This window comes from Bacillus sp. FJAT-29790 (assembly GCF_019039215.1).
GTDB lineage: Bacteria > Bacillota > Bacilli > Bacillales > Cytobacillaceae > Cytobacillus.
In genome coordinates, this window is the sequence record NZ_JAHNZZ010000001.1 from 924,761 (window position 1) to 949,638 (window position 24,878).

Below are 24,878 nucleotides of genomic sequence, written 5' to 3' on the forward strand. Positions count from 1 at the left end.
TTCGATTGCTGAATTTTTAAGCCTGGAGGTTTCTTTCCCATTACTTGTTTATATTGCATGATAAGGTTCCTTTATCACGCAACCATTCAGTTGCTTATACTTGACAAGCAACCGTAGAGTTGCTTATACTCGAAATATGAATTGGGACAAAGACGCTATATTTAAAGCACTTGGCGACTCGACTCGGCGGCTTATTTTAGACGAACTTTCCGAACGCAACGAGCTGACGTTGTACGAACTTACGGTACGTCTTATTATGAAGCACAACCTTTCCATTTCGCGACAAGCGATAGCTAAACATCTTTCTGCATTGGAGGATGCAGGACTCGTAATATCAAAACGAAAGGGAAAATATCGAGTACTTATATTCAACAACGAACCACTTAAAAATTTGCTGAATAGATGGATAGAGTAATTTTATAAAATCGGAACAGGACTACTGACAAATGTGTGGGTTGTTTTGCTTGCAGCCAGATTGATAGCACAGCACCATGCGTCACAAATATCAAAGGAGGCAAAACAGTATGAAAATCATTGTTACCAGTATATTCGTACAAGATCAAGACAAGGCACTTGAGTTTTATTCAGAAAAGCTGGGGTTTGTAAAAAAGCTTGACGTTCCCATGGGGAAATTTAGGTGGATTACGCTTGTTTCTCCCGATGATCATGACGGTACCGAGCTTTTACTCGAACCGAATGAGCATCCTGCCGCAAAGGAGTATCAAAAGAAGATATTTGCCGATGGCATCCCAGCAACAATGTTTGGCGTTGCAGATATTCATAAAGAGTACCTACGATTATTGGAAAACGGCGTGAAGTTTACTATGGAGCCGACTAAAATGGGCGAAGTCACAATAGCTGTCTTCGACGATACATGCGGCAACCTTATTCAGATTGCGCAGAAGTAATTTCATGACGAAGTAACTTAGTTCTTAACGACTTAATTAGTAAGTTTTAAGTTTGGTGAAGTGTTTTTTATCAAGAATTAATCAACTTTATGTTAACCCTGTCCTAATTTTAGGACGAGGTTTTACATTTTTAAGGTTTGGAAATAAAAGACTTTGTTGTCATTCTCCAATAGAACTATAACAATGTGAATAACTTCAATCAAATTAACGGTACGTTAATTGAACAAGAATTATGTAGCTTAGAATTGGGGGAATATTTAAGTTATTCCATTAAAGGGCACTTTCCTGTAGCAAGGATCGGCGCTTATTTCGATTTTTGGGCCAGTTTGTTGAAAACTACCTAAACTATCGAGGCAGTTGAGGTGAAGATGATATTATTAAATAAAACTGATTTGAATTAAGGAGACTTATAATTTTGGATACAAAATGTATTAAATTTTATGAATTCGGTAGCCCTAAAGATGTGTTAAGAGTTGAGTCTAAAAGTATTGAACCGCCAAAAGATAATGAAGTCCTTGTTCGAATGTTAGCTCGCCCTATCAATCCCTCTGACTTAATACCGATTAGAGGGGCATATTCTCAGCGTATTTCTTTACCAAATATTCCAGGATATGAAGGAGTTGGTATAGTAGAAGATGTCGGTCCTTTAGTTTCTCAACATTTTATTGGTAAACGTGTTTTACCTTTGCGTGGGGAAGGTACATGGCAAGAGTTAGTTAAGACATCTTCAGAATTTGCAATTCCTATACCTAATTCGATTGATGATTTTACGGCAGCACAGATGTACATCAATCCAATTACAGCATGGGTAGTTTGTACGGAAGTTTTAAAATTAAAACCAAATGATGTTTTATTGGTTAACGCATGCGGTTCTTCTATTGGGCATGTTTTTGCTCAATTATCGAAAGTTTTAGGTTTTCGATTGATTGCAGTTACTAGAAATAATAAGTATACGGAGGAATTACTTCATCTTGGTGCTGCTTATGTGATTGATACATCTAAAAATTTCTTAAATAAAGTGGTTATGGAATTAACTAATGGAATGGGCGCTGATGCTGCTATTGACTCTGTTGGGGGTTCGGATGGTAATGAATTGGCTTATTGTATACGGCCTAACGGTAATTTTTTAACCATAGGTCTTTTATCAGGGATACAAGTAAATTGGGCAGAAATTATAAATAAAGCTAAAGTGAATGCTAATATGTTTCATTTACGAAATTGGAATAAAAATGTCTCAGCAGATAAATGGCAAGAAACCTTTAATCACATAATAAATCTAATAAGTGATAAAAAATTACGGTTGATGACGGTAGATTCTCAGTATGATTTAATGAATGTAAAAAGGGCTATTGAAGTTGTTCAATCTCCTAAAATGACCAAAGGGAAAGTGTTTTTAACGAGCTATTAAGTTAATAATCATCAACTAAACCTAGCAATAGAGAGTAGGAAAATTAATGAAGAAAGAATTTCCGATAATTGAAACTGAAAGATTAATTTAAGGAGACCTCAACATTATTTAAGGAATTTATTCAACTAATACCAGTTAATATGAGTTATATGATTATTCCAGAAAAGCTCATTTTTCATTTAAGGCCCAGATTGTTGAATAACCATAAAAAAGAAAATTGTGTATTTAGGTTAAATTATATAGAAAGAATGTGAAGCAATCTACTTAAAGTAACGGGGCATTTTAGTGCAATCATGAAATTACACTACCAGCCCGCGGTATTTTTTTAACCAGTTGTATAAACGTAAGTAATTGTCCCCCCATAACTAAAGAGTCTCCAACAGAATGTTGGAGATTCTTAAGATTATTTTATAAATTTATCAGGAAACTGCTTCACAACTCCCGTAGAAATAGTATCTGCCATTAGGATTATAAGTGTGATCCCTTCGTCAATTGAAACGATTCTTGCGTTCCAATCTTTTGCCAAGCTAGCAGATAAAACATTTGTCACTAATTTCAGATGCACGTAGAGTAAATTTTATAGATCTGCATTTTTAAAATAGGGGTTGGCACCGCTAAGGAAATCAGCTATTTCCTCAGCATTTCTATACCATTCTTTGTTTATCTGATTCACCAATATTTCATTTCCGCTTTTAGCCGCATCCACAATCTTTCCTGCAATAACAACGTTTAGTTCAAAGCAAATTCCTTCCGTTTTATACGTGCTTTGAAATTAATTCTGTCAAATTTAACAGCTGCTAATTTCGCAGATAATTCCTATACCACTGCTTATCTTTTGTTAGTAAAGCCAAATCGATTTGCCAATCACTTTTCATGCAGCTATTAAGTTCTTGAGCTCGAGTATACGTTGTTTTAACAGTGAAGTATAAACCTACCTCACGGATTAAGTTGAAAATCACCAATTAATGTATGAAATATAGGGATAGATATAAACTAAATTCATTGGAGGTGAAAAGATGGATCAAAAACATAATCATTATGATGGAAGTGTTTCATTTGACTACGTTGTAAACATTGAATCTAATTCAAATGAAACATCTCAAATTACCGATGAAATGCGAATGAGCATTGGCGGAAACCCTTATTTATTTGATGTGAATAAATAACGATTAATAGGGATTTGTACGAACTGACAAATTCTTTGAATCCTTTTTATTCATATATAGTCCAAAAAAACTTATTTTGTTTGTAAGTGCTAAGACAGATTACATAAAAATATTAAAGCAGAAGGTGAAAATAGCATGGCAAAAGTATTATACATTACAGCTCATCCAAATGATGAAACACAATCTTTCAGTATGGCAGCAGGAAAAGCGTTCATTGAGACATACAAAGAAGTAAATCCGAATGATGAAATCGTTCATATTGATTTATATAAAGAGAATATCCCTCATATAGATACGGATGTTTTCAGTGGATGGGGAAAACTTCAATCTGGTAAAGGATTTGAAGAGCTTTCAGCAGAAGAAAAAGCAAAAGTGGGACGTCTTAATGAACTAAGTGAACAGTTTATGTCAGGAGATAAATATGTATTTGTAACACCTTTATGGAATTTTTCATTCCCTCCAGTAATGAAAGCGTATGTTGATTCTGTCGCTGTTGCGGGTAAAACATTTAAATATACTGAACAAGGTCCAGTTGGTCTATTAACAGATAAAAAAGCACTTCATATTCAAGCTCGTGGAGGTGTTTATTCTGAAGGTCCAGCTGCTGATGTAGAAATGGGTCATCGCTTCTTAAGTGTGATCATGAGTTTCTTTGGTGTACCTTCTTTTGAAGGTTTATTTATCGAAGGACATAATGCAATGCCAGATAAAGCTCAAGAAATTAAAGAAAATGGTATTGCTCGTGCCAAAGACTTAGCCCATGCTTTTTAAATCATATAGTAAATTTGTCAAAAGAAAAGTCTTTGCACACAGCAAGGGCTTTTTTGGATAGTTGACAAAGGTAAATATTGAGTGTGTAATCTATCGTTTCAGAATAAATAATGTATTGAGGGCTTATTTTCAATTTCAAAGTGTTGGTTAATCTGTTTTTAAAAGGAGATGTGCAAAATTTCCGAGAATGACACAACTCCTTTAATAAAAAATTTATTACATATTGCTAACTATCTCTTCTGTAGTTATCATACGTTGTTTTCCCCTTAATAAACCTTTTCGAGGGTATATGTAAAAATATCTGATAATAAATTTAAACAGAAGGGGGATGACTATGGAGTCGGAATATATAAGGGACTATGTGATGTACACAGCCATTTTCGCTATGTTTAGTTTTGTTTGGTTCGGGTGGGCTCAGGAGAAACCCAGAGAAAATTGGCGCAAGTATATCGGGGCTGCTTCCGGAATTGCGGTGTTAGTATGCTTTATTGGCGTGTACTTAAGCGTGACGCACTGGGATGCGGCTACTACTTTGTCAGAAAAGGACACGTTTAATAACTACCTAATTGTTTTCTACACTGAATTTTTTATAGCGGGTCTCGGCGCTTTCTTGTTGATCCGAAGTAAAAAAAAGGATTATGTTGCTCCGTGGATTGCTTTGATCGTAGGTGTTCATTTTTTCTGGTTAGTAAACATCTTTAAAGACTCCAGTTTGTATATATTAGCGGTACTTATGATAGTAATTGCGGTAATATCACCATGGGGATCCAAAAAATTGGGCGTTGCCAGCAGTGTAATCACCGGCATAGGGTCTGGCATAGCTTTATTTTGTTTTGCCATATTGGGATTGATTCGCTACCTATTGGCATAAAAATTATTGCCAAAACATTAACTTATCACTCGGAAAACATTTGTCGCTTTCATGGTTTATGGATCTTCAATCATCGGGCGCATTCAACCAATTTTAGGGTAATCGCACTTTAACTAATGGATGTGTTAGGACGAAGAAGAGTTAAATGATTTTAGAGTTGAAAACTTATTATTAGTTTTTCCATTAAAGAGCGCTTATATCAATTTTATTATTTCCGTTGTCTACTTGACAGGGGGCAGTTCAAATAAAAATTGCGCTCTTATTTATGTATAGGCTTTAGTAAAGCTTAGTACATTCAATTGAGATTGTGAAAAAATGTGTTTAAACTAAAGCATGTAGTTTAGTTCAAAAAGAAGTTGATTTTTTTTTAGTAATTTCATCAAGAGCAAAAAAGATTATCGAGCAAATAATCGCAGGAATCAAAAAATTTGGGTCAATAAAGTATGTACCCAACCCAAACCCAATATGGATTAATCCAGATAACCAGATTCGAAAATTGAAAAACTTCATTGAGATAAATTCGGCAATTAGTGAGACAGGTAAGCCATAAACAAAATTTCCAATTAAACTATAAAAAAGCACAATAATAAAAAGAAATAAATCTCCACTAAAATTAAATGATTGTTCCTCAATCAAAGAGATTAGAAAAGAGATTAGAAAAAATCCAATTGTAAAGGTTAATGATGAATAGAAAGCCACTTTAATTTTTCTGAATTTGTCTTTAAATAGATTCTCTCTAATAATAGGAAATAGAAACCCAATCGTTATGATAACAAGTAAAGTTTTAATTATTATAGGTGTAGTTGATAGAAGTAGTATTATTGAAAAAACAAGCACGGAGAAAACAAGAATGTAAGAATTTCCTTTTATCATTAGATACCTCGGACCTTTTTAGTTTTATTGTACTATAACTCGAAGTTAGAAGAAATTAGATGTTTCTAGACAATAATTATTTCCACAGAGTAAAACCTTCTTGAATTACCGGGTGCGTTAGTTTAACAAGAATTATATAGTTTAGGATTGAGGAAAAAATAATTAAGTTATTCCATTAAAGAGCGTTTATCGGTAGCAAAGATAAGTGCTCTTTTTCAATTTTTGGGCGATACCGATGAATAAGGCATATAGAGATAAGTGGACAAGCAGAATAGTTCAATTATTTGCCGGCCTGAATATAAATGTAAATATAAAGGTGTAAAGGGCTTTTTTGCCGATGAACCGCCTTAAGTCCTTTGTTTACTTGCGATGATTACATTACTGTTTGTACCTGAGAAGGTCACGCTGGGGGAATATCAAATAAATGTATTTATGTCTGTAGCGGGATTGGGCTCCGCTTTGATCTTATGGGGAACAAGTCTGGTAATCTGGTTATTAGCCAGAAAAATGTTAAAAGTATCATAACGTAAGAAGTAGATCAAGTGTTAAGTACAAGTTCTTACACAAAGGGTCTTAGGACACTGTTGAGGTGATCGTTAGTGGATACGAATTTGTCGTCAAAACCACCGCAATCAAAATCGTCCTTTTGGGCGGGGATCGCTGTTTTTGTATGGTCCATTGCTTATATGTTGCCACACCTATATTGGGCTTTAGGCGGAAGAATGGGGCTGTTCCTACTAAAACCCAGCGTGGCTGTATCTTCTCAGTTTCAACTAATTAATTGGGTTGCTACACCAATCTTTATTGCTGCAGGACTCGTAGGTCTTGGTTTCATTTATTTAGGCAATAGGAAAATTCTGCGCTTATTGTTGCTTTCCATTTCCGTGTTAGGGTGTTCGATAGCCACTGCTCATGGTATTTTTGGCATTATCTATCGTGGCTTGCAAATCACAGGTGTGATTGGCTTGGAGAATGGGACATTTGATATCCATGATGATATGTACGTGGTGTGGGATCTGGTCATTTTCGAACCGTGGTTTTTGATTGAAGGCATTTTATTTGCTATTGCAGGATGGTCTCAACTGAAAAGAGCGCGGAGCAGGAAAGTTTGGCTTGCTGTGTGCATGCTTGGTACCACCGTTGGGTTGGTCACAGGGTTACTGGGTGTGCGATTTGCGTAGTTTATGTGTTATAGATAGACGAGTACAGCAAGGCGGTAAAGTAATTTTTGTAGAGAGACGGAAGATAAATCGTGGAATTCAGGCATGGGAAAGGAGTCCCCTAAGTATAGTGATAAGTTACTGAAACTGTTAATATCGAGAAAAACGGAAAGAAGGCCAAACAGGCGTATGAGTATTGATAATCTGAGATATATTATCAAACGCGTATCAAATCGAGCTGGGATAAAAAAGAGTATAAATCCTCATCAATTACGACACAGCTATGCTATACATATGATTAATAACGGTGCGCTACTTGAAGTGATTCAGAACTTGGTCATGAGAAGAGTGAGACCACAAAAATATATGCTCAACTAAGTGGAAATTGAGACACGATTTTTATAGTAAATATTTTTGAAAGATTTATAAATTAAACTTTATTCGAAATCGAGGCGCGCATATAAAAATGCGTGTCTTTTTGTTATCGGGCCAAATAATTGAATAACACTTGGAAGTTGATTTGGATATTAATATATTAATTGTTAGAGATCGTGAAAGAAAGTACTAAAAAGTAACTAGCAGATAACTTTAAAAATACGCAATTTTATCAGCATGATTGTCCCATACGAAAAATCTCCCGTAAGCATATAGTAATTTAGGTAAAAGCTAGTTTTTTACTTAAAATATGTTATTAAAAGGGTGATAAAATGGAAAATCAAAAAGAAGAAGACAGATGCTTCAAGTGCGATTTTCTCTACATTGGTGACGCCTTCGACGACACTGTGAAGACTTTCGACCCGGAAACTGGGAAGTTCCTTGGCACTTTTGTTCCGCCAAATAGTGGAAACTTGCATGGTCCCCGGGGACTTATCATTAACCATAAGGGCAATCTCGTTGTTTCGAACCAGAAGGTCGGGCAGCCAGAGAATGGTGACGTATTGAAATTTATTGGACAAACCGGGGCGTTATTGGGTGAACTCGTCCGTTCAGCCGAACCAGGATCTCCGTTAGCACCGCGGGGCATTGTCCTCTCTAATAATAATGTCCTGTTTGTGGCTGATATTGGTGACTTTTTTATTAAAGATGACGTGCCGGTAGACGTACCGGGAGCAGTACGGAAATATAATGGCACCTCGGGGGTGTTTCTTGGCAACCTCAACCACTCTGGCTTCAGCCCTTTCCACCCCCGCGGATTGGTCTTCGGTCCTGACGGCTTGCTTTATGTCTCCGTCGTAGACCTTTCAGATCCGAATAAAGGATGGGTGCTGCGCTTCAACTTGAAATCAGGGGGATACGATTTGTTCATTGTGAGCGATAACAAGAACAACCTCCATCGTCCCGAAGGCTTGGTCTTCGGTCCTGACGGCAACCTCTATGTCACCAGTTTTAAAAACCTTGATGATCCTAATGACACTGACAAAATTCTGATCTTTGACGGTAAAACGGGTAAGTTTCTCGACAAGATTGACCTCTATGCTCCGGGAAAACCGCGTGCCTTCGCACAGGCACTTCTTTTTGGACCGGATGGAAAATTGTTTGTCCCTATTACGGGCCCGTTCGACAATGTTACCGGGGCTCCTACTGGCAAATTTACCGGTTCAGTACGGCGTTACAATGTCCATACAAAGAAATTCAAGGAAATTGTGCTTCCTTATAAAAAGTGTGGACCATTAGGGGTGCCGTGGTACCTGACGTTTGGCAAAACGAATCCCAAGACGCTGGTTTACCAGCACGATCGGGATGACACGTGCTAATCATCAGACGGAAGCTCTTCTTAAGCTTCCGTTTGCACATTAGCCAAATCAGTGGCAACTATGTTGTGTAATAAGACTCTATATCAAAAGGTTAATCAGAGAAATAAAATCTGGCTGACCTTTTGGTTTATTAAATTATGCCTTTATGGTGTAGTTCAATTCGATACATAATCATCTATTGACGGAAATACTGCTATGGTTGGGTTATATGACTATGAAACGAGGAACAATTATATTAACATCTATGTTAGTAAATCCTTGCAGTTAATATACTTTTCTACTTCTAAATAACTTTGTGTTACTTTTTCGGAAGAAAGGATATTAGGCCTTCTTTGTAGATGGAAATTACTAATAATGAAAACAAAAAGGAGAAACATATGTGCCGAAACATTAGAACATTATTTAATTTCAACCCACCAGCTACCGATGAAGAGATTCATGCAGCATCTCTTCAGTACGTCAGAAAGATAACGGGCTATAACAAGCCCTCAAAGGCGAACGAGGAGGCGTTTAATCGTGCAGTTAATGAGATAGCAATGGTTTCTAGGAACTTAATGAATACGCTGGAAACCAGTGCCGAGCCTCGCAATCGTGAGGTCGAAGCTGAGCGTGCTCGTACCAGAGCAGCTAAAAGGTTTGGTACGAATTAGTGATGACTTAAGATTAGAAATGAAATTAAAGAAATTGTATTTATATTTTCAATTCATCATTGTTCATTAAACCAGCTAATTAGAATATGGATGCGTTAATGGTAATTTGACTTGAATCAGCAGTTTTAGTCGCTCTTTGCTAAAGGGGAAGGTTGGTTGAAGAAGGATTTTGTGTTTATTTCTTGAATTTCTATTTTAATCGAAAAATTAATGAAATTAGAGGAGTGAGGAAGAAAATTATGATGATAAAAGGTTTCGGGGGAATATTTTGGAGGACTAAAAATCTAGATGCTATAAAAAAATGGTACAGTGAAGTGTTGAAGATTGAAATAGAAAATTGGAATGGGACTATTATTAAACCCCATTCAGGAAATGAAACTATCTTTTCTTTCTTTACTGAAGATGATAGTTATTTCCCGACAGAACAGGAAGTGATGTTAAATTTCCAAGTTTATAATCTAAACGAAACTATTAAGCATCTTGAACAAATTGGTGTACCTCTTGTAAAGGAAAAAGAGATAAGTGAATTTGGTAATTTTATTTGGATTGAAGATCCTGAGGGTAGACTGGTTGAGCTATGGGAGAAATAACGAGCTGTAATTAATCATATTTTGTTGAACAAACAGGTGCGTTATCACAATAAGAAATAGTGTTGAAGTATTGATTCTTTATTTTAAGATCTTCAACAATCAGACGCTATCCTTGAGAAAGGGTAGCGTTCTTTTACGTATAAGGGCCGGATTACGGAACAAAACCTTTTAAGAAAAATGGGTATTTACGTTAATATTTAGAAGAGCTGGTGAGGAAATGTACTTAAAGTAACGGAGCGGAATAGTTGAATGAGAATAATGCTATAAGTATTATGGTTATAAGTATTGAGGTTGTGAATATTGAAAGATTTACTTTTTGGAAAATTGAAGATAAAAGTAAAAGATCCTTTATGAATGAGAGGGGGCTATTATAATTGTTAACAACAATTGAGCCATCATTTGTTGATGAATTAGTGTCATCTGCAGTATCAAAGAAAAACATATATGGTGCTGTATTATGTGTCGAAAATGGAGGTAACTCTTTATCGCTCTTATACGGAGCTGGGAATCTGACTACAGATAGACCATATTTTATCGCAAGTGTAACAAAATTATACGTCACGGCTGTCTTACTAAAATTAAGATCAGAAAGCTGTCTGAATCTCCAAGATAAAATCTCCGAATATTTTTCTGATGAAATTCTACATGAACTCCACCTATTTAAAGGCATAGAACACTCCAAAGATATAACAATCAAATATTTAATGTCCAATACATCAGGAATACCTGATTACTTTTCCTCTGTTGTGATTAGGGAATTAACAGCAGGAATAGATCAGAGTTGGGGCTTTGAAAGAACAATAGCAAGTGTAAAACAAAAGAAACCAAAATTTGCTCCTGGTAAAAAGGCTCAATACTCTGATACAAATTATCAGCTATTAGGAAAGATTATTGAAACGATAACAAAAAAAGATATCCATACGGTTTTCAAGGAATTTATTTTTTGATGAACTAAAATTAGATGATACGTACTTATATGAAGACGTGAATGATAAACGACCAGCCTCTATCTATTACAAAGATAAGGAAATCTACTTACCCAAATATATGTCATCAATAGGACTAGAAGGAGGCATTGTATCGACAGCGAAGGAATCTATGATATTTTTAAAGGCATTTATCAATGGACATTTCTTTCCAAAAGAATATTTCAATGAGCTTAAAGATTGGAAATTTCTTTTTGGTCCGGGATTATTCTTTTATGGTGTTGGGATTGCAAATCAACCCATATCTATTAAAGAATTAAAAAATGGATTAATTGGATATTGGGGGCAGACAGGTGCTTTTTCATTTTACCATCCAAAGACTGATCTATATCTTACAGGAACGGTCAATCAGTTTTACGGGCATAGTGTCGCAGCAAAGATGATGGTGAAAATAATCAAAAATGTAAAAATAACAGAATAAGTCTATTTTCGGAAAAACAGACGAAATTTGGGGATAGGTTGTGAAGTATTGTACTTAAAGTAACGTTGCAGGTTTATCTAAGAAGGATAAAGCAGACTGCTTAAATAGCAGTCTACTTTTTTGAAGAAAGGAATTCATAAACTATAAACCTTCTGCAGCAATTGCTTTTCCAACGGTATTTGCATCTTATTTTCTTTAAAGATTCGTATATTTCCGGGTTTAAAAGGATTCGATGTTCTGTTTACTAGGAAACTTGAGAAACACCAGCCATCTTAGCTTCCAATTCCCCGCTCTCTGCCATCATCAAGTCGTTCTTGTAGGCAGCTATTGCCAGTTCATACCTCACTTTTTTGCCTGCTTCCGTGAAATCCGCTTCCTTCACAAGACCTGATATTGAATACCGGTGACCCCTGAAATCCACGTTCAGTTCAGTGATTTGGTTGAATTTGAAACTCTCCACGGGAACGCCGTTCTCATCCTTCAACAGGTATTCACCGTATTTCTCGTTGCATGTTTGTTCCACTTCCTCCATAACCTTGAAGGCATCGTCCGGATTTTGCATATAGTTAAGGACAAGGCTTTCGTTCACCCGGCGCATTCTCCGGTTCCCGTTCTGAAGTTCCGTGATGCTACTATATGAGATCGTATAAAGGTATCCGTCATACTGGCGGATCTTCAGGTGGCGTATGCTGATTTCCTCGATTTTCCCCTGACGATTTCCATTGATAATGACATAATCCCCGTGTTGGATCTGGCGCTCAAACAAGTAGGTCATCCCCATAATGTAATCCCGGATGATATGCTGGAGGATCAATGCAAAGGCACCTGCCAAAACGACCGAACCAGTGAAAAGCTTTGCCAGGTTGAAGAAATGGCTAAGCACATAAATAAAGAAGAACACCAGTCCCAATACCTTTGTCACCTGGCTAGCGAATTGCTTAAATGTCTCTTCCCGCTTTTCGTCCAAGATGTTCGTTTTTGCAAAGAAAAGATTGATGGATTTGCGGATTAAATAAACCGTGAGTATAATCAGCACTGCCACCGTTATAATTTTTATGGGCAACTGCTGGAACATCCCCGAGAAAAACATCCTATCAACTCCCACTTTTATTACACTATACAAAAGGAATGTGGATAAGGAGAAAAACCTTACCTTCCCAACAAACCTTAACAATAGCATGATTCCATAATTAAAAAAACCCTCTTTGTGCTTATTGAGGAACGATTATATTGCCAATAATGTTTTTCCGCTGCTAAATGGATATTAAAAGATATAGCGATAACGGTCAATGAGGGAATTGAAACTTAATATTACTAAAAGCGTAATAAAGATACAAATAAAGAATTTGAAGAAATGTACTTAAAGTAAGGGCTGATTAGTTGAAGATGGAGTGTTGAAATTGTTAAATTTTAACTAACTGATAGTTGGCTAATGAGAGGAATGGAGTAAATGACTAAAGACATGTTTGTGAAAATAAGTGATTGTAAACTATATGCTAAATTGGTGGGAGAAAATAACGGAAAACCAACAGTCATAATGGACGCAGGATATGGGGATTTTTCCAAGGCGTGGGATTCAGTAATTGGGGATATTTCAAAGCTCTCTAATGTTCTAATTTATGATAGAGCAGGACTTGGTAAAAGTGAAACAAGTTCTAACCCCAGAATCAGCCGTGAGATGGTAAAAGAATTAAAGGAACTTCTTATTGAAGCCAATATTAAACCTCCTTACATATTAGTCGGTCATTCATTTGGTGGAGTTAATATGCGGATGTATGCAACTGAATATCATAATGAAGTTTGTGGACTTGTCTTGGTTGACTCTACGCCTGAAGATTACAGAGAAAGATTTCTCCCAACAATGTCACAGGATTTTCAACAAGCATACAACAAGCAATTCGTTTATGAAGGCAATTATGATGAATTTATGAAAAGCCTAAAGCAGTTAAAAGAAACCAGACTTAAATTAAATGTCCCATTAATTGTTCTTTCAGCTGGTAAGAAAGCTCATTATTCAAAGGAATCACAAGAGTTATGGAATGAAATGCAGAGGGAGATTCTTGAAATATCCTCAAATGGTGAATTGGTGATTGCTAAAAACAGTGCTCATTATATACAAAATGATGAACCAGAAGTGGTAGTCAGTGCGATAAAAAAGCTGATTGACATTATTTAAGATTAGATTGTGAAGGATTATTCTTAAACTATGGTGTGTTAGTTTATTAAGTGATTTTATGAGAGAGGTCAGAATTAATTATTCCAATAAAGGGCCATTTTGTTGAATAAGTAGGGTAATACAGATGGGAATTTTCTTATGTTGAATTTTTAAGTAACATGATAGTTCGATGAAGGAACCATTACACCAGTAGGTATGATAATCGTAATAGTTACCGGACTTAAGCGTGTTTTTGTAAAGAATGATCTCCATTCAGAATTAGGATCTTAATCTTCAAATATTTTAACAGGAAAATAGGATGTTGTAGTCTTGAAGAATATGGTTTGCCATGAGGTGAACAAGAAACAATGAACATGGGATTATAGCATAGTTTGACATCAAGTTTCTATACATTAAATCAAAATTCAGCAATGCAAAACAATGGAATAGAATCAATTATCAAAAAGATAGGTAGTGCAACAAAAAAAATTTCTCATTCGTTCGTTTCCGATGTCACAAATCAGAGTCTTACATTGTTATATGTATGAAACATAAAAAAGGAGCTGAGGAATGATGAACGACTTGACATGTATCATTATCGGAGGCGGCTATGCAGGGCTTCAAGCGCTTAAATCAATACAAAAAACGACCCAAGGAATGGCGAATGAACGGCGGATTCGGTTTGTTCTGTTAGACAAACAGCCCAGTCATTTGCGCAAATTGAGGTTGTTCCGGCCGACCGCGGTCGAGGAAGAGATTGTAATCCCCTGGAATAATTTGGTTTTAAAAGGATTTGAATTCGTACAAGGTGCGGTTACGTCTGTGGATAGTGGGGAAAAACAGGCTCGATATACGGATGCGCAAGGAAATGATGCACAAATTCACTATGACCTTTTAGTCGTGACGGTTGGTAGCATCGTTCGACGTCCAGATACTGACCAAGGTGGCATCGCCTTGACCGACCCTCAAGCTGCGGCAGACATCCGGGAGCGCTGGTGTACCAACCTGCGGCGGGCTGCTCACGAGACGAACCCTAAAGAACGAAATCGGCTGACAACAATCGCGATTGTGGGAGCGGGGATCAGTGGCATTGAGACGTCTGCAGAACTAGCTCTCGCCATGAAGAAGGAAGCAACGGCACTCGGACTAAATTCATCCGATACCTCTGTCTATTTACTGAATTCACAGGAACGCCTGCTCCCGGAAGTGTCGGAGAAATTTAGACGGAAGCTGGATCAGGAGCTCAGTAAATGTGGAGTGACAGTGCTTAACAATCGCAAGGTGTTACGGGAGGAAGAAGGAGTAGTGACGTTTAGCAATGGCGACAGTCTGCCAGTCGGCCTCTGTATATGGATGATTGGTCTGATACCGAATCCGGGCCTGCTCGGTATGGGCTTGCCGCTTACTCCTGATGGGAAGGTACTGGTGGATGAATGTTATCGCGTCCAAGGGATGTCAAACGTTTACAGCATTGGCGACTGTGCGGGAATCGTCGATCCGAGAGACGGCAGAGCAACTCAGATGACGTGCTTTGAAGCTGGGGAGCAGGGGTTACGACTGGGGAAAATCGTGATGGCAGATTTGGAGGGCCGTCCGGCTCCAAGTCATCATTCAGCCAAATCGAATATGGATGCTTTCACCATCGCACTGGGGCAAAAAGGGTTGTTCTGGATACGCACATGGGGACTCGATATGGTCATGACAGGAAGGATTCCGGGAAAAATCAAGAAGCTGGTAGAGGATCAAGCCAGTTACCTTCGATAGAAACGAAGAGACCAAGATTGCAATAGTTCTAACAGCCCAGAAAAGGAGAAACAGCGAATGGAAGAATTGTACAATCAATATAAAGCGTTGATGTTTACGCTGGCTTATCAGTTGACAGGCTCTGCGGCAGACGCGGAGGATGTGGTGCAGGACGTGTTTTTTAAGGCGCTCGACGTACATCCCGAACGTTTGGAGGAGCCAAAGGCGTATTTGTGTAAAATGGTAACCAATCGCTGTCTCAATCTGCAGAAGTCGGCACGAAAGAGGCGGGAAGTGTACGTCGGTCCGTGGCTCCCCGAACCAATTCGGACGCCAAAGGAGGATACACTCGAGGTAACGGTCGTCCGCCGCGATTTACTGTCTTACGCCATGCTCGTACTGTTGGAGCGTCTGACGCCGACAGAGCGGGTGGTTTTCGTCCTTCGTGAGGCGCTTGGCTTCGATTATCCCGAAATATCCGAACTGCTTGGCAAGCAAGAGACTAATTGCCGCAAGCTGATGAGCCGGGCAAGAAGCAAGATGGAAATATCAGAGGAGGAGACAGTCGCAGCCGAAGCGGTCGAATTGGAATGGGTTAGCCGGTTCCTCACATCCCTCGAGCAAGGTAACGTCGATCATGTGTTGTCCCTGCTGACGGAAGACGTCATGCTCGTCACCGACGGAGGTGGAAAAGTAATCGCGTCTACGCGTCCAGTACAAACACGTGATCGTGTGGCCCAATTCCTGCTTGGGTACAAGGGCATAGCGTCTTATTATCAGGGAAGTCTCCACTTTGAGATAGTTTCTTTGAATGGTGAGATCGGTATCGTACTCCGTGCGGGAGACGAAACTGTAGCCGCTATATTTATACAACCTCTCCATGGAAAGTGTGACAGAGTTTACATCGTACGAAACCCGGATAAGCTTACCAGGGTATAGGTAGGTGGTACCCATTATTGAACTATCGATTCCCGTTAGCTTAATAATAACTCATCATCATTTGGTAAATTTACCCAGCCGACTTCTTTGATAATGAGTAAATGGTACTTGTATTATTTATGTCGCGGTTTCTTTTATAAGATTCGCTTCTCTTGCCAGAAGTAGAGTATAGGAGGAGTAGTTGGAAATATATTCCAGTGGCTACAGCCATGTCACAGGAGATTTGGATTAACCTGCTGGTCAAAGATGTTGAGAGGTCAACTGTCTTTTTCAATGAGATTGGATTCCATGCGGTGAGCGTTGGTAACGAGAGAGCCAAGCTTGCCATAGGACAAACAACGATTCTACTTTTCCCGGATGCGGCGTTTGAGAAAAAGACATACCTTGTTGTTCCACAAAACCAGCCAATAGTTGTCAACATTTTTCAATAAAAATATTAAAAATATCATGTTATACTAAACTTGTGCATACTAAATAACTGTCCAAATACTATGTTTGGAAAGTTATGGTTCACTTGGTCAAATTGTTAAATCAAGCTAAATCTAGGAAAGAAGTTTTGTTTATTAAAAGTGCATAAATCCAATGTAAGAGTTTGTTTGCACAAGCTATCACAGCTACTCTAAAAGGTTTTCCTTCTTCCCGTTTTTTATCATAAAACGCTCGTAATTTCTTATTACGAGGAAGGATTTCATCCGTTGTTTTTTGTTTGCGACAGTCACGAATAGCCCATTTAACAGCCATATACAAAGCTTGCCGTAGTCTGCTTGAGCCTCTTTTGGTAATTCGATTGTAAGTACCTTTGAATGTTCCAGATTCAAAGATACTTGGATCAAGTCCGGCAAATGCGACTAGTTTCTTAGGGTGATTAAACCTTTCAATTTCCCCAATTTCAGAAATAATCGTGGCTGCGATTTTTTCACCGATACCGGGAATTGATCGGATAATCTTAGATTCTTTAATACTTTTTGCTAAAGCATCTATCTCATTTTCAAGCATGGATAGATGTTTTTTGTATTCAAAGAGCATATTAATATACATGTCTAAGCTCAGGGCAAGACTAGAGTATAAAGCCTTCTGAAAAGGGTTTCGAGCTGCGGCAGTCTTTAGCTTTTCAGCCTGTTTGTTTGCCCATTGTAGTGAACGAGTATTACAGAATTCTTTTATTTTAGTTGTTAATGTTTCAGTATCAACTTTCAAGACATCTTCTGAATTAGGAAATACTTGTAATGTTTTTAAAGAAACATCCGAATATAAGTCTCCAAAAACCTTACTATATTCAGGAAAAACTTGATCTAAAACGGCCTGAAATTGTAGTTTGGTTTGTACAAACATGCCTGTAATATTATCGTGCTGTCTCGTAAGATGACGTAAGTTCATAAGCTGAATACCACGCTTTTTATAAGGCTCTAAATCCTCTTTATAATACAGCTCGCAGAGGTGATTGGCATCAATGATATCTGTTTTTACCTTTCGCAAACTAGAACTTTTTGCTTTATAAGAGATAAGTGGATTTACGATAATGATTAAATAGCCTTTGTCCTCAAAGTATTGAACAACAGGTGTATGATAATGACCCGTTGATTCCATTATAATAGGGGGACGCTCTCCTGAAATATCTTCTATCTCTTTAATAAAATCTAATAAACTAGCTAACCCATCAAGATCATGTTTTACTTTAAAACTTTTCTTGTAGGGCTTCTTTCTTTCCAAGTATGCTTGAATCTGACTTTCACCTTTTGCTACATCCAGACCAACGACTGGATTCATTCAAATTCCTCCTTCAAAAATATAATTGCCGGTAACCCCTAAATCCTCCTCATAGTGTCATAGCTTCGCTTGTTATACGAGATCTACGTCCCAACCAGCCTCAAACATGTTTCTACAAGTAGGGGGCGAACCGTTTTGCGGACGGGGTCTTAGCCCCACGGGCGCTTACGTTCTACCCCGGCTACCGTTATCATATATCGATATAAAAAATGGTCAACCAGAAATATTTTCTGGCTGACCTTATAATACAAAAGGGCGCTTTTCTGAAATAAGGAAAGCGTCTTTCCTCATGAAAAGGGCCATATTCTTGTATAAGGAATACCTTGAGGAAGCCCTAAGATAATTTAATTAACAGTGCTGGATAACTAAACAAGAAGTAATAAAAGAGCCAAGGAATATTTTTTTCCTTGGCCTTTGTCATAATATACGGTTATTTGCAAAGAATAATCTAGCATTGAATTATTATTTGGAGGTAACTAATTCTTATGACTGAACATCACACTCAACTTACATCAGCTGAAATAGCTTGTATTTGGACTGCTTACATGAATGATAGTATGTCTAAATGTATTTTAGGTTATTTTCTAAAAGATGTAGAAGATCAAGAAATCCGTCCTATTATTCAACATGCTTATGACCTTTCATCTACCCATATCGAAAAACTTACTCATATATTTCAAAAGGAAAAACTCTCGTTACCGACAGGGTTTACAATTGATGATGTCAATATGAATGCCCCTCGTTTATATACTGATACGTTTATGCTTGAATATATTGGCCACATATCGAGAGCAGGTTTACTAGCATACGGTGGTTTTATTGCTATGAGTGCTAGAAAGGATATAAGAGCATATTTTATTGAGGGTCTTACCGAAGTATCTAACTTATACGACACTGGTGCTGATATATCCCTTTCAAAAGGACTCTTTGTTAGACCGCCCTATATCGCTTATCCGACTAAAACAGACTTTATAGACAGCAAAAAATATTTAAGTGGATTGAATCCATTTACCAACAAAAGACCACTAAATGCAATAGAAATATCATACTTACATATGAATACCCAAACCAACGTTATAGGGGGAAGCTTGGCACTGAGCTTTGCGCAAACATCACCGAGAGAAAATATACAAAAATGGATGTTAAGAGGAAGGGATATTTCAAATAAACATGTTCAAATCTTTACAAAAGTTCTTATGGATGATGATATACAACCACCTACCTCATCAGAAGTGGCTATTACTGATTCAACAACTCCGCCATTTTCGGATAAATTAACAATGTTTTTCATGGGATTATTAGGTGCAGTGGGACTAGGAAATTACGCAACATCAGCTGCTGCAAGTCAGCGAAGTGATATAGCCATGAATTATGAACGTTTATCAATTGAAATCGGTCAATATGCCAAAGATGGTGCTGATATTATGATTCAACATGGATGGTTAGAACAGCCACCCGGAACGATGGATAAAGAGAAACTTGCAAAAAATAAAAACCAAAATAGTTAAATTCATCTCAAGCTGAATTAAGATCGGTTAGCCATAGGAAGTGAATGAATGACAAAGGAAGGACGAGTGGAGAAAGTCCTTTGGAGTATTGCATTACCTGGATTTGGACAACTTTTAAATGGCAAGTTTCCCAAGGGATTACTTTTGATTTTATTAGAGGTTTTAATCAACGTTTTATCAAACTTTAACCAAGTAATTATTTACAGTTTTCAAGGTGAAATACAATTAGCTATTGACCAAACAAATTATCAATGGCTGATGTTTTATCCATGCCTTTATATGTTTTCTATATGGGATGCTTATCGGGATGCTGGATGTGGTGCAAATGTACCTTATTCCTTTCTTCCTTTTGTCTTTAGTGCTTATTTCGTAACCGTAGGGCTGATCTATTCCTCAAGTTTAAAAATATTTGGGGTGTTATTCGGTCCTGTTTTTTTACCTATGTTGTTTTTGATTCCCGGCATAAGTATTGGCTTCTTAATACAAATTGTATTAAGAAATTTGAAAGTAAAATATGGTAACTAACTCGCAGTAAAAGGAGATAGCTTTGTTTAAATAATCCTTGATTATAATTGCAACATATTGATATTATGTGGGGTATTCTTCGCGTTTCGCTTTATTTATACAAAAGAAATATACGTACAGATAAACGGATATTCGATTAATACGCTTATTTTACTTCTACATACTATTGTTCTTGTTGGCTATCACGTAGTTAAATCAAGCACGCCTTTTTCATATTTCGATATTCCACAATCGGGCGCGATTATGGAATATCGCCTTAAGGCGAGCTGTTGCCTTGAAGGCAACAAAATCATTTAACAGGGGGCATGCTGCTGATTTCGGCCAGGGGTCCCGTCAGGAAAATGCGGATTTACAACGCTAAACCCATTTTCTTGACGATTCCCCAGATTTTAACATCGTTAAGAAAGTTTTGGAAACAATAAGCTGATTTTTCCTACGCTAGGGAAGAACCATCTTTTCTACATTTATTGAACTATCGATTCTCGTTAGCTTAATAATAACTCATCATCATTTGGTAAACCTACCCAGCCGACTTCTTTGATAATGAGTATATGGTACTTGTATTATTTATGTTGCGGTTTCTTTTATAAGATTCGCTTCTCTTGCCAGAAGTAGAGTATAGTAGGAGTAGTTGAAAATATATTCCAGGAGGCTACAGCCATGTCACAGGAGATTTGGATTAACCTGCCGGTCAAAGATGTTGAGAGGTCAACTGCCTTTTTCAATGAGATTGGATTCCATGCGGTGAGCGTTGGTAACGAGAGAGCCAAGCTTGCCATAGGACAAACAACGATTCTACTGTTCCCGGATGCGGCGTTTGAGAAATTTACAGGTTCAAAAACCGCAGATACTTCCCATAGCGCAGAAGTAATATTTTCCATTGGCGCTGAAAGCAAAGAAGAAGTAGATGCATTTATTCAAAAAGTAGAGTTTGCCGGAGGAAGCATCTTTGGCAAGCCGAGTGAAATTGATGGCTGGATGTACGGCGCAGGATTTGCCGACCTGGACGGTCACCGCTGGAACCTGTTGTACATGGATGAGAGCAAAATGCCGAAACGCTAATATGGAAACGCCGGTCACCTACTTAAGGTCACCGGCGTTTTTCTACTCCCCGTATAATCTCATATCTGTCATTCAATCCAAAATCGTTGCTTAGAAGGAAAAATTCGTGAGTTAAACTAATACAAATCAACTGTATTAGCCCGTGTTAATTTATTGGTCTTACAATAAATTATATTAACACATATTGGAACTAGCCTATGCACAATAAATGGAAACCTCATTTATATGCATGACGGTGAACCGTTTCACAAGATAAAGACATGGATTTTTTACTAAAACAACCTTTAGTTTAACAATGAGGGACCTTTTCCATTGGAACAGCCCCGATATGGCGACTGTCTTTACTGTATCTCCTGTTATCCTCCATCCGTTACTTCTTGTTTATATTTATCTAAATACGGTTCATCGTAAGGGTTTCCATTTATATACAATGTATCGTCTTTATACTCAATACTGTCTCCGGGTAATCCAATTACACGTTTTATTTAATCTTTGTTCTCTGATGCTTATTTTCACCTTATGATATAATAGAAAGCTCCTTTTTTTCGCTACGGAATATTCCGGTATAACTTAATGCCCCTATGAATGGGAATAACACTAAAAATAACATGGCTGCTGTATAGTTTCCCCCTGTGACATCAACTATATAACCCATAATAACAGTCGTAAATCCGCCAGCAATATTTAATACTCCCATAATTCCGGCTGCCTTACCAGTATTTTTTGGACTTGAATACTTTACAATCAATAGCTGACTTATTAATAATTGACTAGCAACACAAGAAAGCGCAATCCCTAACATTATAGCGGCGATAATTGGGCTAGATACAAATGAAACGAGTAGCAAAGAAATGGCACAGATGATAAAAATGACTGAGCCCATGAATGCAGGTCGACGTGTTTTATCCGCTAAATATCCAGTTATAAAAACAGCGATAATTGCCATGATCCATGATAAAGATGTTAAGGTGCCCATCTCTGAAGACGAAAACCCCCGGGCTTTTTCTAAATAAGTCGGCATCCAAAAACTAATTCCATAAAATAGTACTGCAATCATTAGAAAAGCTGAACAGATTAACCAATACCTTTTATCCTTAAGGAAGTTATGGTTCATATTTGATTCTTGTGCTTTAACCTTTTGTCCACCTTCAATATGGTCTAACTCTAAACGATTAACAGCAAAATGTTGCGAAGGCTTATCCCGAGTAAGGAAGAAGATAAGTGGTATGTTAATAACTAAGGTGATGGCTGCTAGAGTAAAAAAGGAGATTTTCCAACTGGAAACAGCAATAATCCATACAAGCATCGGAATACCTAAGGCTGGACCTAAGTATTGCCCATAAACCCATGTGGATTGTGCTTTCCCTAATTCCTTTGGGTGAAACCAATGTGCAATAAATTTGTTCGTCATTGGAAACATGATACCTTCACCGAATCCTAAAATAATGCGAGAAACCAGTACCGATCCGAAACTTCCCGCTAAGCCGCCCAAAATTAAACTGACACTCCAGAGGCTCAAACCAATGATGGCAGTATACCGTGGCCCAATACGATCGACAACGTACCCCCAGAACACACTGGAGAGTCCATAAAAAAGAGTAAATCCAGTCATCAATAAACCAATCTCTGCAAATTTACCATTAAGTCCCATTTGATTTAAAAAGTTTTCGTTTGTAACAATAACTGATATTCCTACCTTATCCAAATTTCCAACAGCCCACAACAAAAATAGAGCAGGAGCCACATAAAGCCATCTTGTCCGCGAACGTTTCATTTTTTGTCCTCCTTATTGTTAAATAAATTGAACAGATAAAATCTAATTTACTCTAGATATGTATGATAATAAATGATAACTTATCCATGAGTAGATTGATTACTCACGCTATTCAAAAAAATTATGATACCACTTGCGCAAAAGGGAGCAAGTACATATTTGCAAAGATTTTAATAGAGAAAATGGAAGAGCTTGTAGAAGAAAATGAAAGAGAAGGAATTACTTTAACATGTAAACAAGAATTAGTTTCTTTTTATGAAAAATTTGGATTTGTTAGTCATGGCATGTCTGAATCAGAACATGGTGGAGTAAGCTGGTATAACATGATCAAATTAAGAGAGGGATGAATTGATTCTTGTTCCGCAATCGGACGCTGTTCTAGAGTTGGATCTACGCTCTTTTTCATTAAAGGGCCATTTTCTGGAATAATAAATTGTAAAAGTATATAAACTTGAAATATTTGTTATTAAGATTCAGAGAGAAGGGTGTAGTTATTATGATAATCCTTAATGAAACTGATTTTGATAATGTTATTAATTTAATAGAAGGCAACGTAGAGACCGTTCCAACTTTTTCTTATTCAGTGTTGAATCATTATATTAATGGATTTGTTTATGCGGATTCTAAAATTCCTGAGACGGTACTAATTGGAATAGAATCCGGTATTTATTTCGTTACGGGAAAAGAAGACAATCAAGAATTTAATGATTTTCTTTTTGAATTGTATTGTCAAAGAAAAAGTGAGAAATTACGATTCACATTATTTTCATCAAATGAAAACTGGGACCGTGTAATTAATGAGCGATTTAAAGATTGTATAAAACAGATGAGCAGGTATTCTTTTGTATACGGTAATAAGCAGAAAACTCCTGACAAGAATCAATTTTCTGGTGATTATCTTATTAGGAGATTAAACGAAGAATTAATAACAAATTGCTCGGAATTTAATGCGGATTACTATAAGGAATATTGGGGATCTGTCTCCAATTTTATGGAGAAGAGTTTCGGTTTTTGTATTCTTCACAAAGGAAAAGTGGTTAGTGAATGTACTTCAATTTTTTCTTCACTTAAATTCTCAGAAATTGATATTACAACTAACGAAGATTATAGGGGACAAGGATTAGCATCTATCATTGCAAAAACATTTATAGATCACTGTCTCGAAAATAATATAACGCCGCGATGGGATTGTGACATTATAAATAAGTCATCTATCAAATTAGCCGAAAAATTAGGATTTGGAAACCCTATGAAATATTCAATATTTGTATGAAAACATCTATTCAATTATATTGAACATTTTGTTTCAGATAAGTACGAAACAACAATTGATAAATAAATATTGGTATCTTCAACAACCGGGTGCATTTCCAGAGCATGGATCTGTGCTTTTTTTGCATTAAAGGGCCATATTTTTGAATAACACCTAGATATCTAGGTTCAAATTTAGGCGAGTTTGTGAAACTTTGTACTTAAAGTAACGGAGCAGGTTTCTTCAAGAAGAAGTATAATTATTTTTAAAATGAGAGTAAGTTAAATCAAGACAATCTGAGTTTTGGTTGGGGTTAATAATGGATGCTACTAAGGAATTTTCCTCTTGAACTCCCATGAAAATTAAAAAAGCTCAAAACCGAGAAAAACGCATAACAAAATAGATCCAGTAAAAACGCTTTTAAAAAAAAGCTGAGCCTTCTGAGTGTCTTATTGAGTTGACAGATAATCAAGAAACTTCCTTCTATAAAAAGTATAGAATTGGCTGACGCAACGACCAAAATAAGGATTAATCTCCCATGAGTGCTACCCATATAGGGCGCGACAGTCGGTGGTACACCGTGATCCTTGGAGTC

At 37.1% G+C, this 24,878-nt stretch carries 25 protein-coding genes and 2 pseudogenes; 22 read left to right on the forward strand and 5 right to left on the reverse strand.

The genetic code is table 11. The features are described from left to right. Window positions 1–136 precede the first annotated feature (136 nt). The 6 genes from BGM26_RS04290 (at window position 137) to BGM26_RS04315 (ending at window position 5,124) form a co-directional block, all read left to right on the forward strand. Window positions 137–415: an ArsR/SmtB family transcription factor gene (locus tag BGM26_RS04290; protein WP_217040644.1), complete on the forward strand. Its 279-nt coding sequence runs from the start codon at window positions 137–139 to the stop codon at window positions 413–415. A gap of 109 nt (window positions 416–524) precedes the next feature. Continuing rightward, on the forward strand, window positions 525–908 hold the full coding sequence (locus BGM26_RS04295) for a VOC family protein (RefSeq protein WP_217038494.1): 384 nt from the start codon (window positions 525–527) through the stop codon (window positions 906–908). A 412-nt stretch (window positions 909–1,320) separates the two neighbouring features. After that, window positions 1,321–2,316, forward strand: a complete 996-nt coding sequence (locus BGM26_RS04300; RefSeq protein ID WP_483297792.1) for a zinc-dependent alcohol dehydrogenase family protein — start codon at window positions 1,321–1,323, stop codon at window positions 2,314–2,316. Between the two features lie 1,016 nt (window positions 2,317–3,332). Next, the gene (locus BGM26_RS04305) at window positions 3,333–3,482 is read left to right on the forward strand and encodes a hypothetical protein (RefSeq protein WP_217038496.1); all 150 of its coding nucleotides are present in this window, start codon (window positions 3,333–3,335) and stop codon (window positions 3,480–3,482) included. Between the two features lie 135 nt (window positions 3,483–3,617). Next, window positions 3,618–4,253, forward strand: coding sequence for an FMN-dependent NADH-azoreductase (locus tag BGM26_RS04310; RefSeq protein WP_217038497.1), 636 nt, complete (start codon window positions 3,618–3,620; stop codon window positions 4,251–4,253). 334 nt (window positions 4,254–4,587) lie between these two features. Then, window positions 4,588–5,124, forward strand: coding sequence for a hypothetical protein (locus BGM26_RS04315; RefSeq protein WP_217038498.1), 537 nt, complete (start codon window positions 4,588–4,590; stop codon window positions 5,122–5,124). A 345-nt stretch (window positions 5,125–5,469) separates the two neighbouring features. On the opposite strand, the gene BGM26_RS04320 is transcribed toward BGM26_RS04315, so the two are convergent. Continuing rightward, window positions 5,470–5,997: a hypothetical protein gene (locus tag BGM26_RS04320; RefSeq protein WP_217038499.1), complete on the reverse strand. Its 528-nt coding sequence runs from the start codon at window positions 5,995–5,997 to the stop codon at window positions 5,470–5,472. Window positions 5,998–6,608: 611 nt separating this feature from the next. Here BGM26_RS04320 and BGM26_RS04325 point away from each other — a divergent pair. The 7 genes and pseudogenes from BGM26_RS04325 to BGM26_RS21370 all read left to right on the forward strand — a co-directional run bounded on the left by BGM26_RS04325 (window position 6,609) and on the right by BGM26_RS21370 (window position 11,558). Continuing rightward, on the forward strand, window positions 6,609–7,178 hold the full coding sequence (locus BGM26_RS04325; RefSeq protein WP_254118996.1) for a DUF3995 domain-containing protein: 570 nt from the start codon (window positions 6,609–6,611) through the stop codon (window positions 7,176–7,178). 144 nt (window positions 7,179–7,322) lie between these two features. After that, a pseudogene (locus tag BGM26_RS04330) lies at window positions 7,323–7,575 on the forward strand (tyrosine-type recombinase/integrase); the annotation flags it as partial. Window positions 7,576–7,864: 289 nt separating this feature from the next. After that, window positions 7,865–8,911, forward strand: a complete 1,047-nt coding sequence (locus BGM26_RS04335) for a Vgb family protein (protein WP_217038500.1) — start codon at window positions 7,865–7,867, stop codon at window positions 8,909–8,911. Window positions 8,912–9,288: 377 nt separating this feature from the next. Then, window positions 9,289–9,561 (forward strand): DUF2277 domain-containing protein, encoded by a 273-nt coding sequence (locus tag BGM26_RS04340; RefSeq protein ID WP_217040646.1) that lies wholly within the window; start codon window positions 9,289–9,291, stop codon window positions 9,559–9,561. Window positions 9,562–9,803: 242 nt separating this feature from the next. After that, the gene (locus tag BGM26_RS04345; RefSeq protein WP_217040647.1) at window positions 9,804–10,151 is read left to right on the forward strand and encodes a VOC family protein; all 348 of its coding nucleotides are present in this window, start codon (window positions 9,804–9,806) and stop codon (window positions 10,149–10,151) included. 374 nt (window positions 10,152–10,525) lie between these two features. Continuing rightward, window positions 10,526–11,098: a serine hydrolase domain-containing protein gene (locus BGM26_RS21365; RefSeq protein ID WP_254118998.1), complete on the forward strand. Its 573-nt coding sequence runs from the start codon at window positions 10,526–10,528 to the stop codon at window positions 11,096–11,098. 37 nt (window positions 11,099–11,135) lie between these two features. Then, window positions 11,136–11,558, forward strand: coding sequence for a hypothetical protein (locus BGM26_RS21370; protein WP_254119000.1), 423 nt, complete (start codon window positions 11,136–11,138; stop codon window positions 11,556–11,558). Window positions 11,559–11,802: 244 nt separating this feature from the next. Here the strand turns inward: BGM26_RS21370 and BGM26_RS04355 are convergent, their stop codons facing one another. Then, a complete protein-coding gene (locus BGM26_RS04355; protein WP_217038501.1) occupies window positions 11,803–12,648 on the reverse strand; it encodes a mechanosensitive ion channel family protein in 846 nt (281 codons plus the stop codon). 360 nt (window positions 12,649–13,008) lie between these two features. Here BGM26_RS04355 and BGM26_RS04360 point away from each other — a divergent pair, with 360 nt between their 5' ends. The 4 genes from BGM26_RS04360 (at window position 13,009) to BGM26_RS04375 (ending at window position 16,826) form a co-directional block, all read left to right on the forward strand. Next, window positions 13,009–13,734, forward strand: coding sequence for an alpha/beta fold hydrolase (locus BGM26_RS04360; protein WP_217038502.1), 726 nt, complete (start codon window positions 13,009–13,011; stop codon window positions 13,732–13,734). Between the two features lie 549 nt (window positions 13,735–14,283). Continuing rightward, on the forward strand, window positions 14,284–15,477 hold the full coding sequence (locus BGM26_RS04365; RefSeq protein WP_254119002.1) for an NAD(P)/FAD-dependent oxidoreductase: 1,194 nt from the start codon (window positions 14,284–14,286) through the stop codon (window positions 15,475–15,477). 57 nt (window positions 15,478–15,534) lie between these two features. Further along, on the forward strand, window positions 15,535–16,395 hold the full coding sequence (gene sigJ / locus BGM26_RS04370; protein WP_217038503.1) for an RNA polymerase sigma factor SigJ: 861 nt from the start codon (window positions 15,535–15,537) through the stop codon (window positions 16,393–16,395). A gap of 152 nt (window positions 16,396–16,547) precedes the next feature. After that, window positions 16,548–16,826 carry a hypothetical protein gene (locus tag BGM26_RS04375; RefSeq protein ID WP_217038504.1) on the forward strand — a complete coding sequence of 93 codons (279 nt, stop codon included), beginning with the start codon at window positions 16,548–16,550 and terminating at the stop codon, window positions 16,824–16,826. A 100-nt stretch (window positions 16,827–16,926) separates the two neighbouring features. Here BGM26_RS04375 and BGM26_RS04380 read toward each other — a convergent pair whose 3' ends face one another. After that, window positions 16,927–18,162 carry an IS110 family RNA-guided transposase gene (locus BGM26_RS04380; RefSeq protein WP_217038505.1) on the reverse strand — a complete coding sequence of 412 codons (1,236 nt, stop codon included), beginning with the start codon at window positions 18,160–18,162 and terminating at the stop codon, window positions 16,927–16,929. A 485-nt stretch (window positions 18,163–18,647) separates the two neighbouring features. Between BGM26_RS04380 and BGM26_RS04385 the strand changes: the two genes are divergently transcribed. The 3 genes from BGM26_RS04385 to BGM26_RS04395 all read left to right on the forward strand — a co-directional run bounded on the left by BGM26_RS04385 (window position 18,648) and on the right by BGM26_RS04395 (window position 21,257). Next, a complete protein-coding gene (locus BGM26_RS04385; protein WP_217038506.1) occupies window positions 18,648–19,670 on the forward strand; it encodes a DUF3231 family protein in 1,023 nt (340 codons plus the stop codon). Window positions 19,671–19,718: 48 nt separating this feature from the next. Further along, window positions 19,719–20,195, forward strand: coding sequence for a hypothetical protein (locus tag BGM26_RS04390; RefSeq protein ID WP_217038507.1), 477 nt, complete (start codon window positions 19,719–19,721; stop codon window positions 20,193–20,195). A gap of 660 nt (window positions 20,196–20,855) precedes the next feature. Then, a complete protein-coding gene (locus BGM26_RS04395) occupies window positions 20,856–21,257 on the forward strand; it encodes a VOC family protein (protein ID WP_217038508.1) in 402 nt (133 codons plus the stop codon). Window positions 21,258–21,546: 289 nt separating this feature from the next. Here BGM26_RS04395 and lepB read toward each other — a convergent pair. Together lepB and BGM26_RS04400 are read right to left on the reverse strand one after the other, a co-directional pair. Continuing rightward, window positions 21,547–21,742 (reverse strand): annotated as a pseudogene (lepB, locus tag BGM26_RS21375) (signal peptidase I); the annotation flags it as partial. Window positions 21,743–21,774: 32 nt separating this feature from the next. Beyond that, window positions 21,775–23,031 carry an MFS transporter gene (locus BGM26_RS04400; protein ID WP_217038509.1) on the reverse strand — a complete coding sequence of 419 codons (1,257 nt, stop codon included), beginning with the start codon at window positions 23,029–23,031 and terminating at the stop codon, window positions 21,775–21,777. Window positions 23,032–23,117: 86 nt separating this feature from the next. Here BGM26_RS04400 and BGM26_RS04405 point away from each other — a divergent pair, with 86 nt between their 5' ends. Both BGM26_RS04405 and BGM26_RS04410 read left to right on the forward strand, forming a co-directional pair. Then, complete coding sequence (locus tag BGM26_RS04405; protein ID WP_254119004.1) at window positions 23,118–23,378, forward strand: GNAT family N-acetyltransferase; 261 nt, start codon at window positions 23,118–23,120, stop codon at window positions 23,376–23,378. 149 nt (window positions 23,379–23,527) lie between these two features. Continuing rightward, window positions 23,528–24,304: a GNAT family N-acetyltransferase gene (locus BGM26_RS04410; protein ID WP_217038510.1), complete on the forward strand. Its 777-nt coding sequence runs from the start codon at window positions 23,528–23,530 to the stop codon at window positions 24,302–24,304. Window positions 24,305–24,878: the final 574 nt, after the last annotated feature.

What these genes read in the sequence shown, in the direction of transcription:
- BGM26_RS04290 (WP_217040644.1), top strand. Translation starts at nt 137, where the DNA reads ATGAATTGGGACAAAGACGCTATATTTAAAGCACTTGGCGACTCGACT.
- BGM26_RS04295 (WP_217038494.1), top strand. Translation starts at nt 525, where the DNA reads ATGAAAATCATTGTTACCAGTATATTCGTACAAGATCAAGACAAGGCA.
- BGM26_RS04305 (WP_217038496.1), top strand. Translation starts at nt 3,333, where the DNA reads ATGGATCAAAAACATAATCATTATGATGGAAGTGTTTCATTTGACTAC.
- BGM26_RS04310 (WP_217038497.1), top strand. Translation starts at nt 3,618, where the DNA reads ATGGCAAAAGTATTATACATTACAGCTCATCCAAATGATGAAACACAA.
- BGM26_RS04315 (WP_217038498.1), top strand. Translation starts at nt 4,588, where the DNA reads ATGGAGTCGGAATATATAAGGGACTATGTGATGTACACAGCCATTTTC.
- BGM26_RS04320 (WP_217038499.1), bottom strand. Translation starts at nt 5,997, where the DNA reads ATGATAAAAGGAAATTCTTACATTCTTGTTTTCTCCGTGCTTGTTTTT.
- BGM26_RS04335 (WP_217038500.1), top strand. Translation starts at nt 7,865, where the DNA reads ATGGAAAATCAAAAAGAAGAAGACAGATGCTTCAAGTGCGATTTTCTC.
- BGM26_RS04340 (WP_217040646.1), top strand. Translation starts at nt 9,289, where the DNA reads ATGTGCCGAAACATTAGAACATTATTTAATTTCAACCCACCAGCTACC.
- BGM26_RS04345 (WP_217040647.1), top strand. Translation starts at nt 9,804, where the DNA reads ATGATAAAAGGTTTCGGGGGAATATTTTGGAGGACTAAAAATCTAGAT.
- BGM26_RS04355 (WP_217038501.1), bottom strand. Translation starts at nt 12,648, where the DNA reads ATGTTTTTCTCGGGGATGTTCCAGCAGTTGCCCATAAAAATTATAACG.
- BGM26_RS04360 (WP_217038502.1), top strand. Translation starts at nt 13,009, where the DNA reads ATGACTAAAGACATGTTTGTGAAAATAAGTGATTGTAAACTATATGCT.
- BGM26_RS04365 (WP_254119002.1), top strand. Translation starts at nt 14,284, where the DNA reads ATGATGAACGACTTGACATGTATCATTATCGGAGGCGGCTATGCAGGG.
- sigJ (WP_217038503.1), top strand. Translation starts at nt 15,535, where the DNA reads ATGGAAGAATTGTACAATCAATATAAAGCGTTGATGTTTACGCTGGCT.
- BGM26_RS04380 (WP_217038505.1), bottom strand. Translation starts at nt 18,162, where the DNA reads ATGAATCCAGTCGTTGGTCTGGATGTAGCAAAAGGTGAAAGTCAGATT.
- BGM26_RS04385 (WP_217038506.1), top strand. Translation starts at nt 18,648, where the DNA reads ATGACTGAACATCACACTCAACTTACATCAGCTGAAATAGCTTGTATT.
- BGM26_RS04390 (WP_217038507.1), top strand. Translation starts at nt 19,719, where the DNA reads ATGACAAAGGAAGGACGAGTGGAGAAAGTCCTTTGGAGTATTGCATTA.
- BGM26_RS04395 (WP_217038508.1), top strand. Translation starts at nt 20,856, where the DNA reads ATGTCACAGGAGATTTGGATTAACCTGCCGGTCAAAGATGTTGAGAGG.
- BGM26_RS04400 (WP_217038509.1), bottom strand. Translation starts at nt 23,031, where the DNA reads ATGAAACGTTCGCGGACAAGATGGCTTTATGTGGCTCCTGCTCTATTT.
- BGM26_RS04405 (WP_254119004.1), top strand. Translation starts at nt 23,118, where the DNA reads ATGAGTAGATTGATTACTCACGCTATTCAAAAAAATTATGATACCACT.
- BGM26_RS04410 (WP_217038510.1), top strand. Translation starts at nt 23,528, where the DNA reads ATGATAATCCTTAATGAAACTGATTTTGATAATGTTATTAATTTAATA.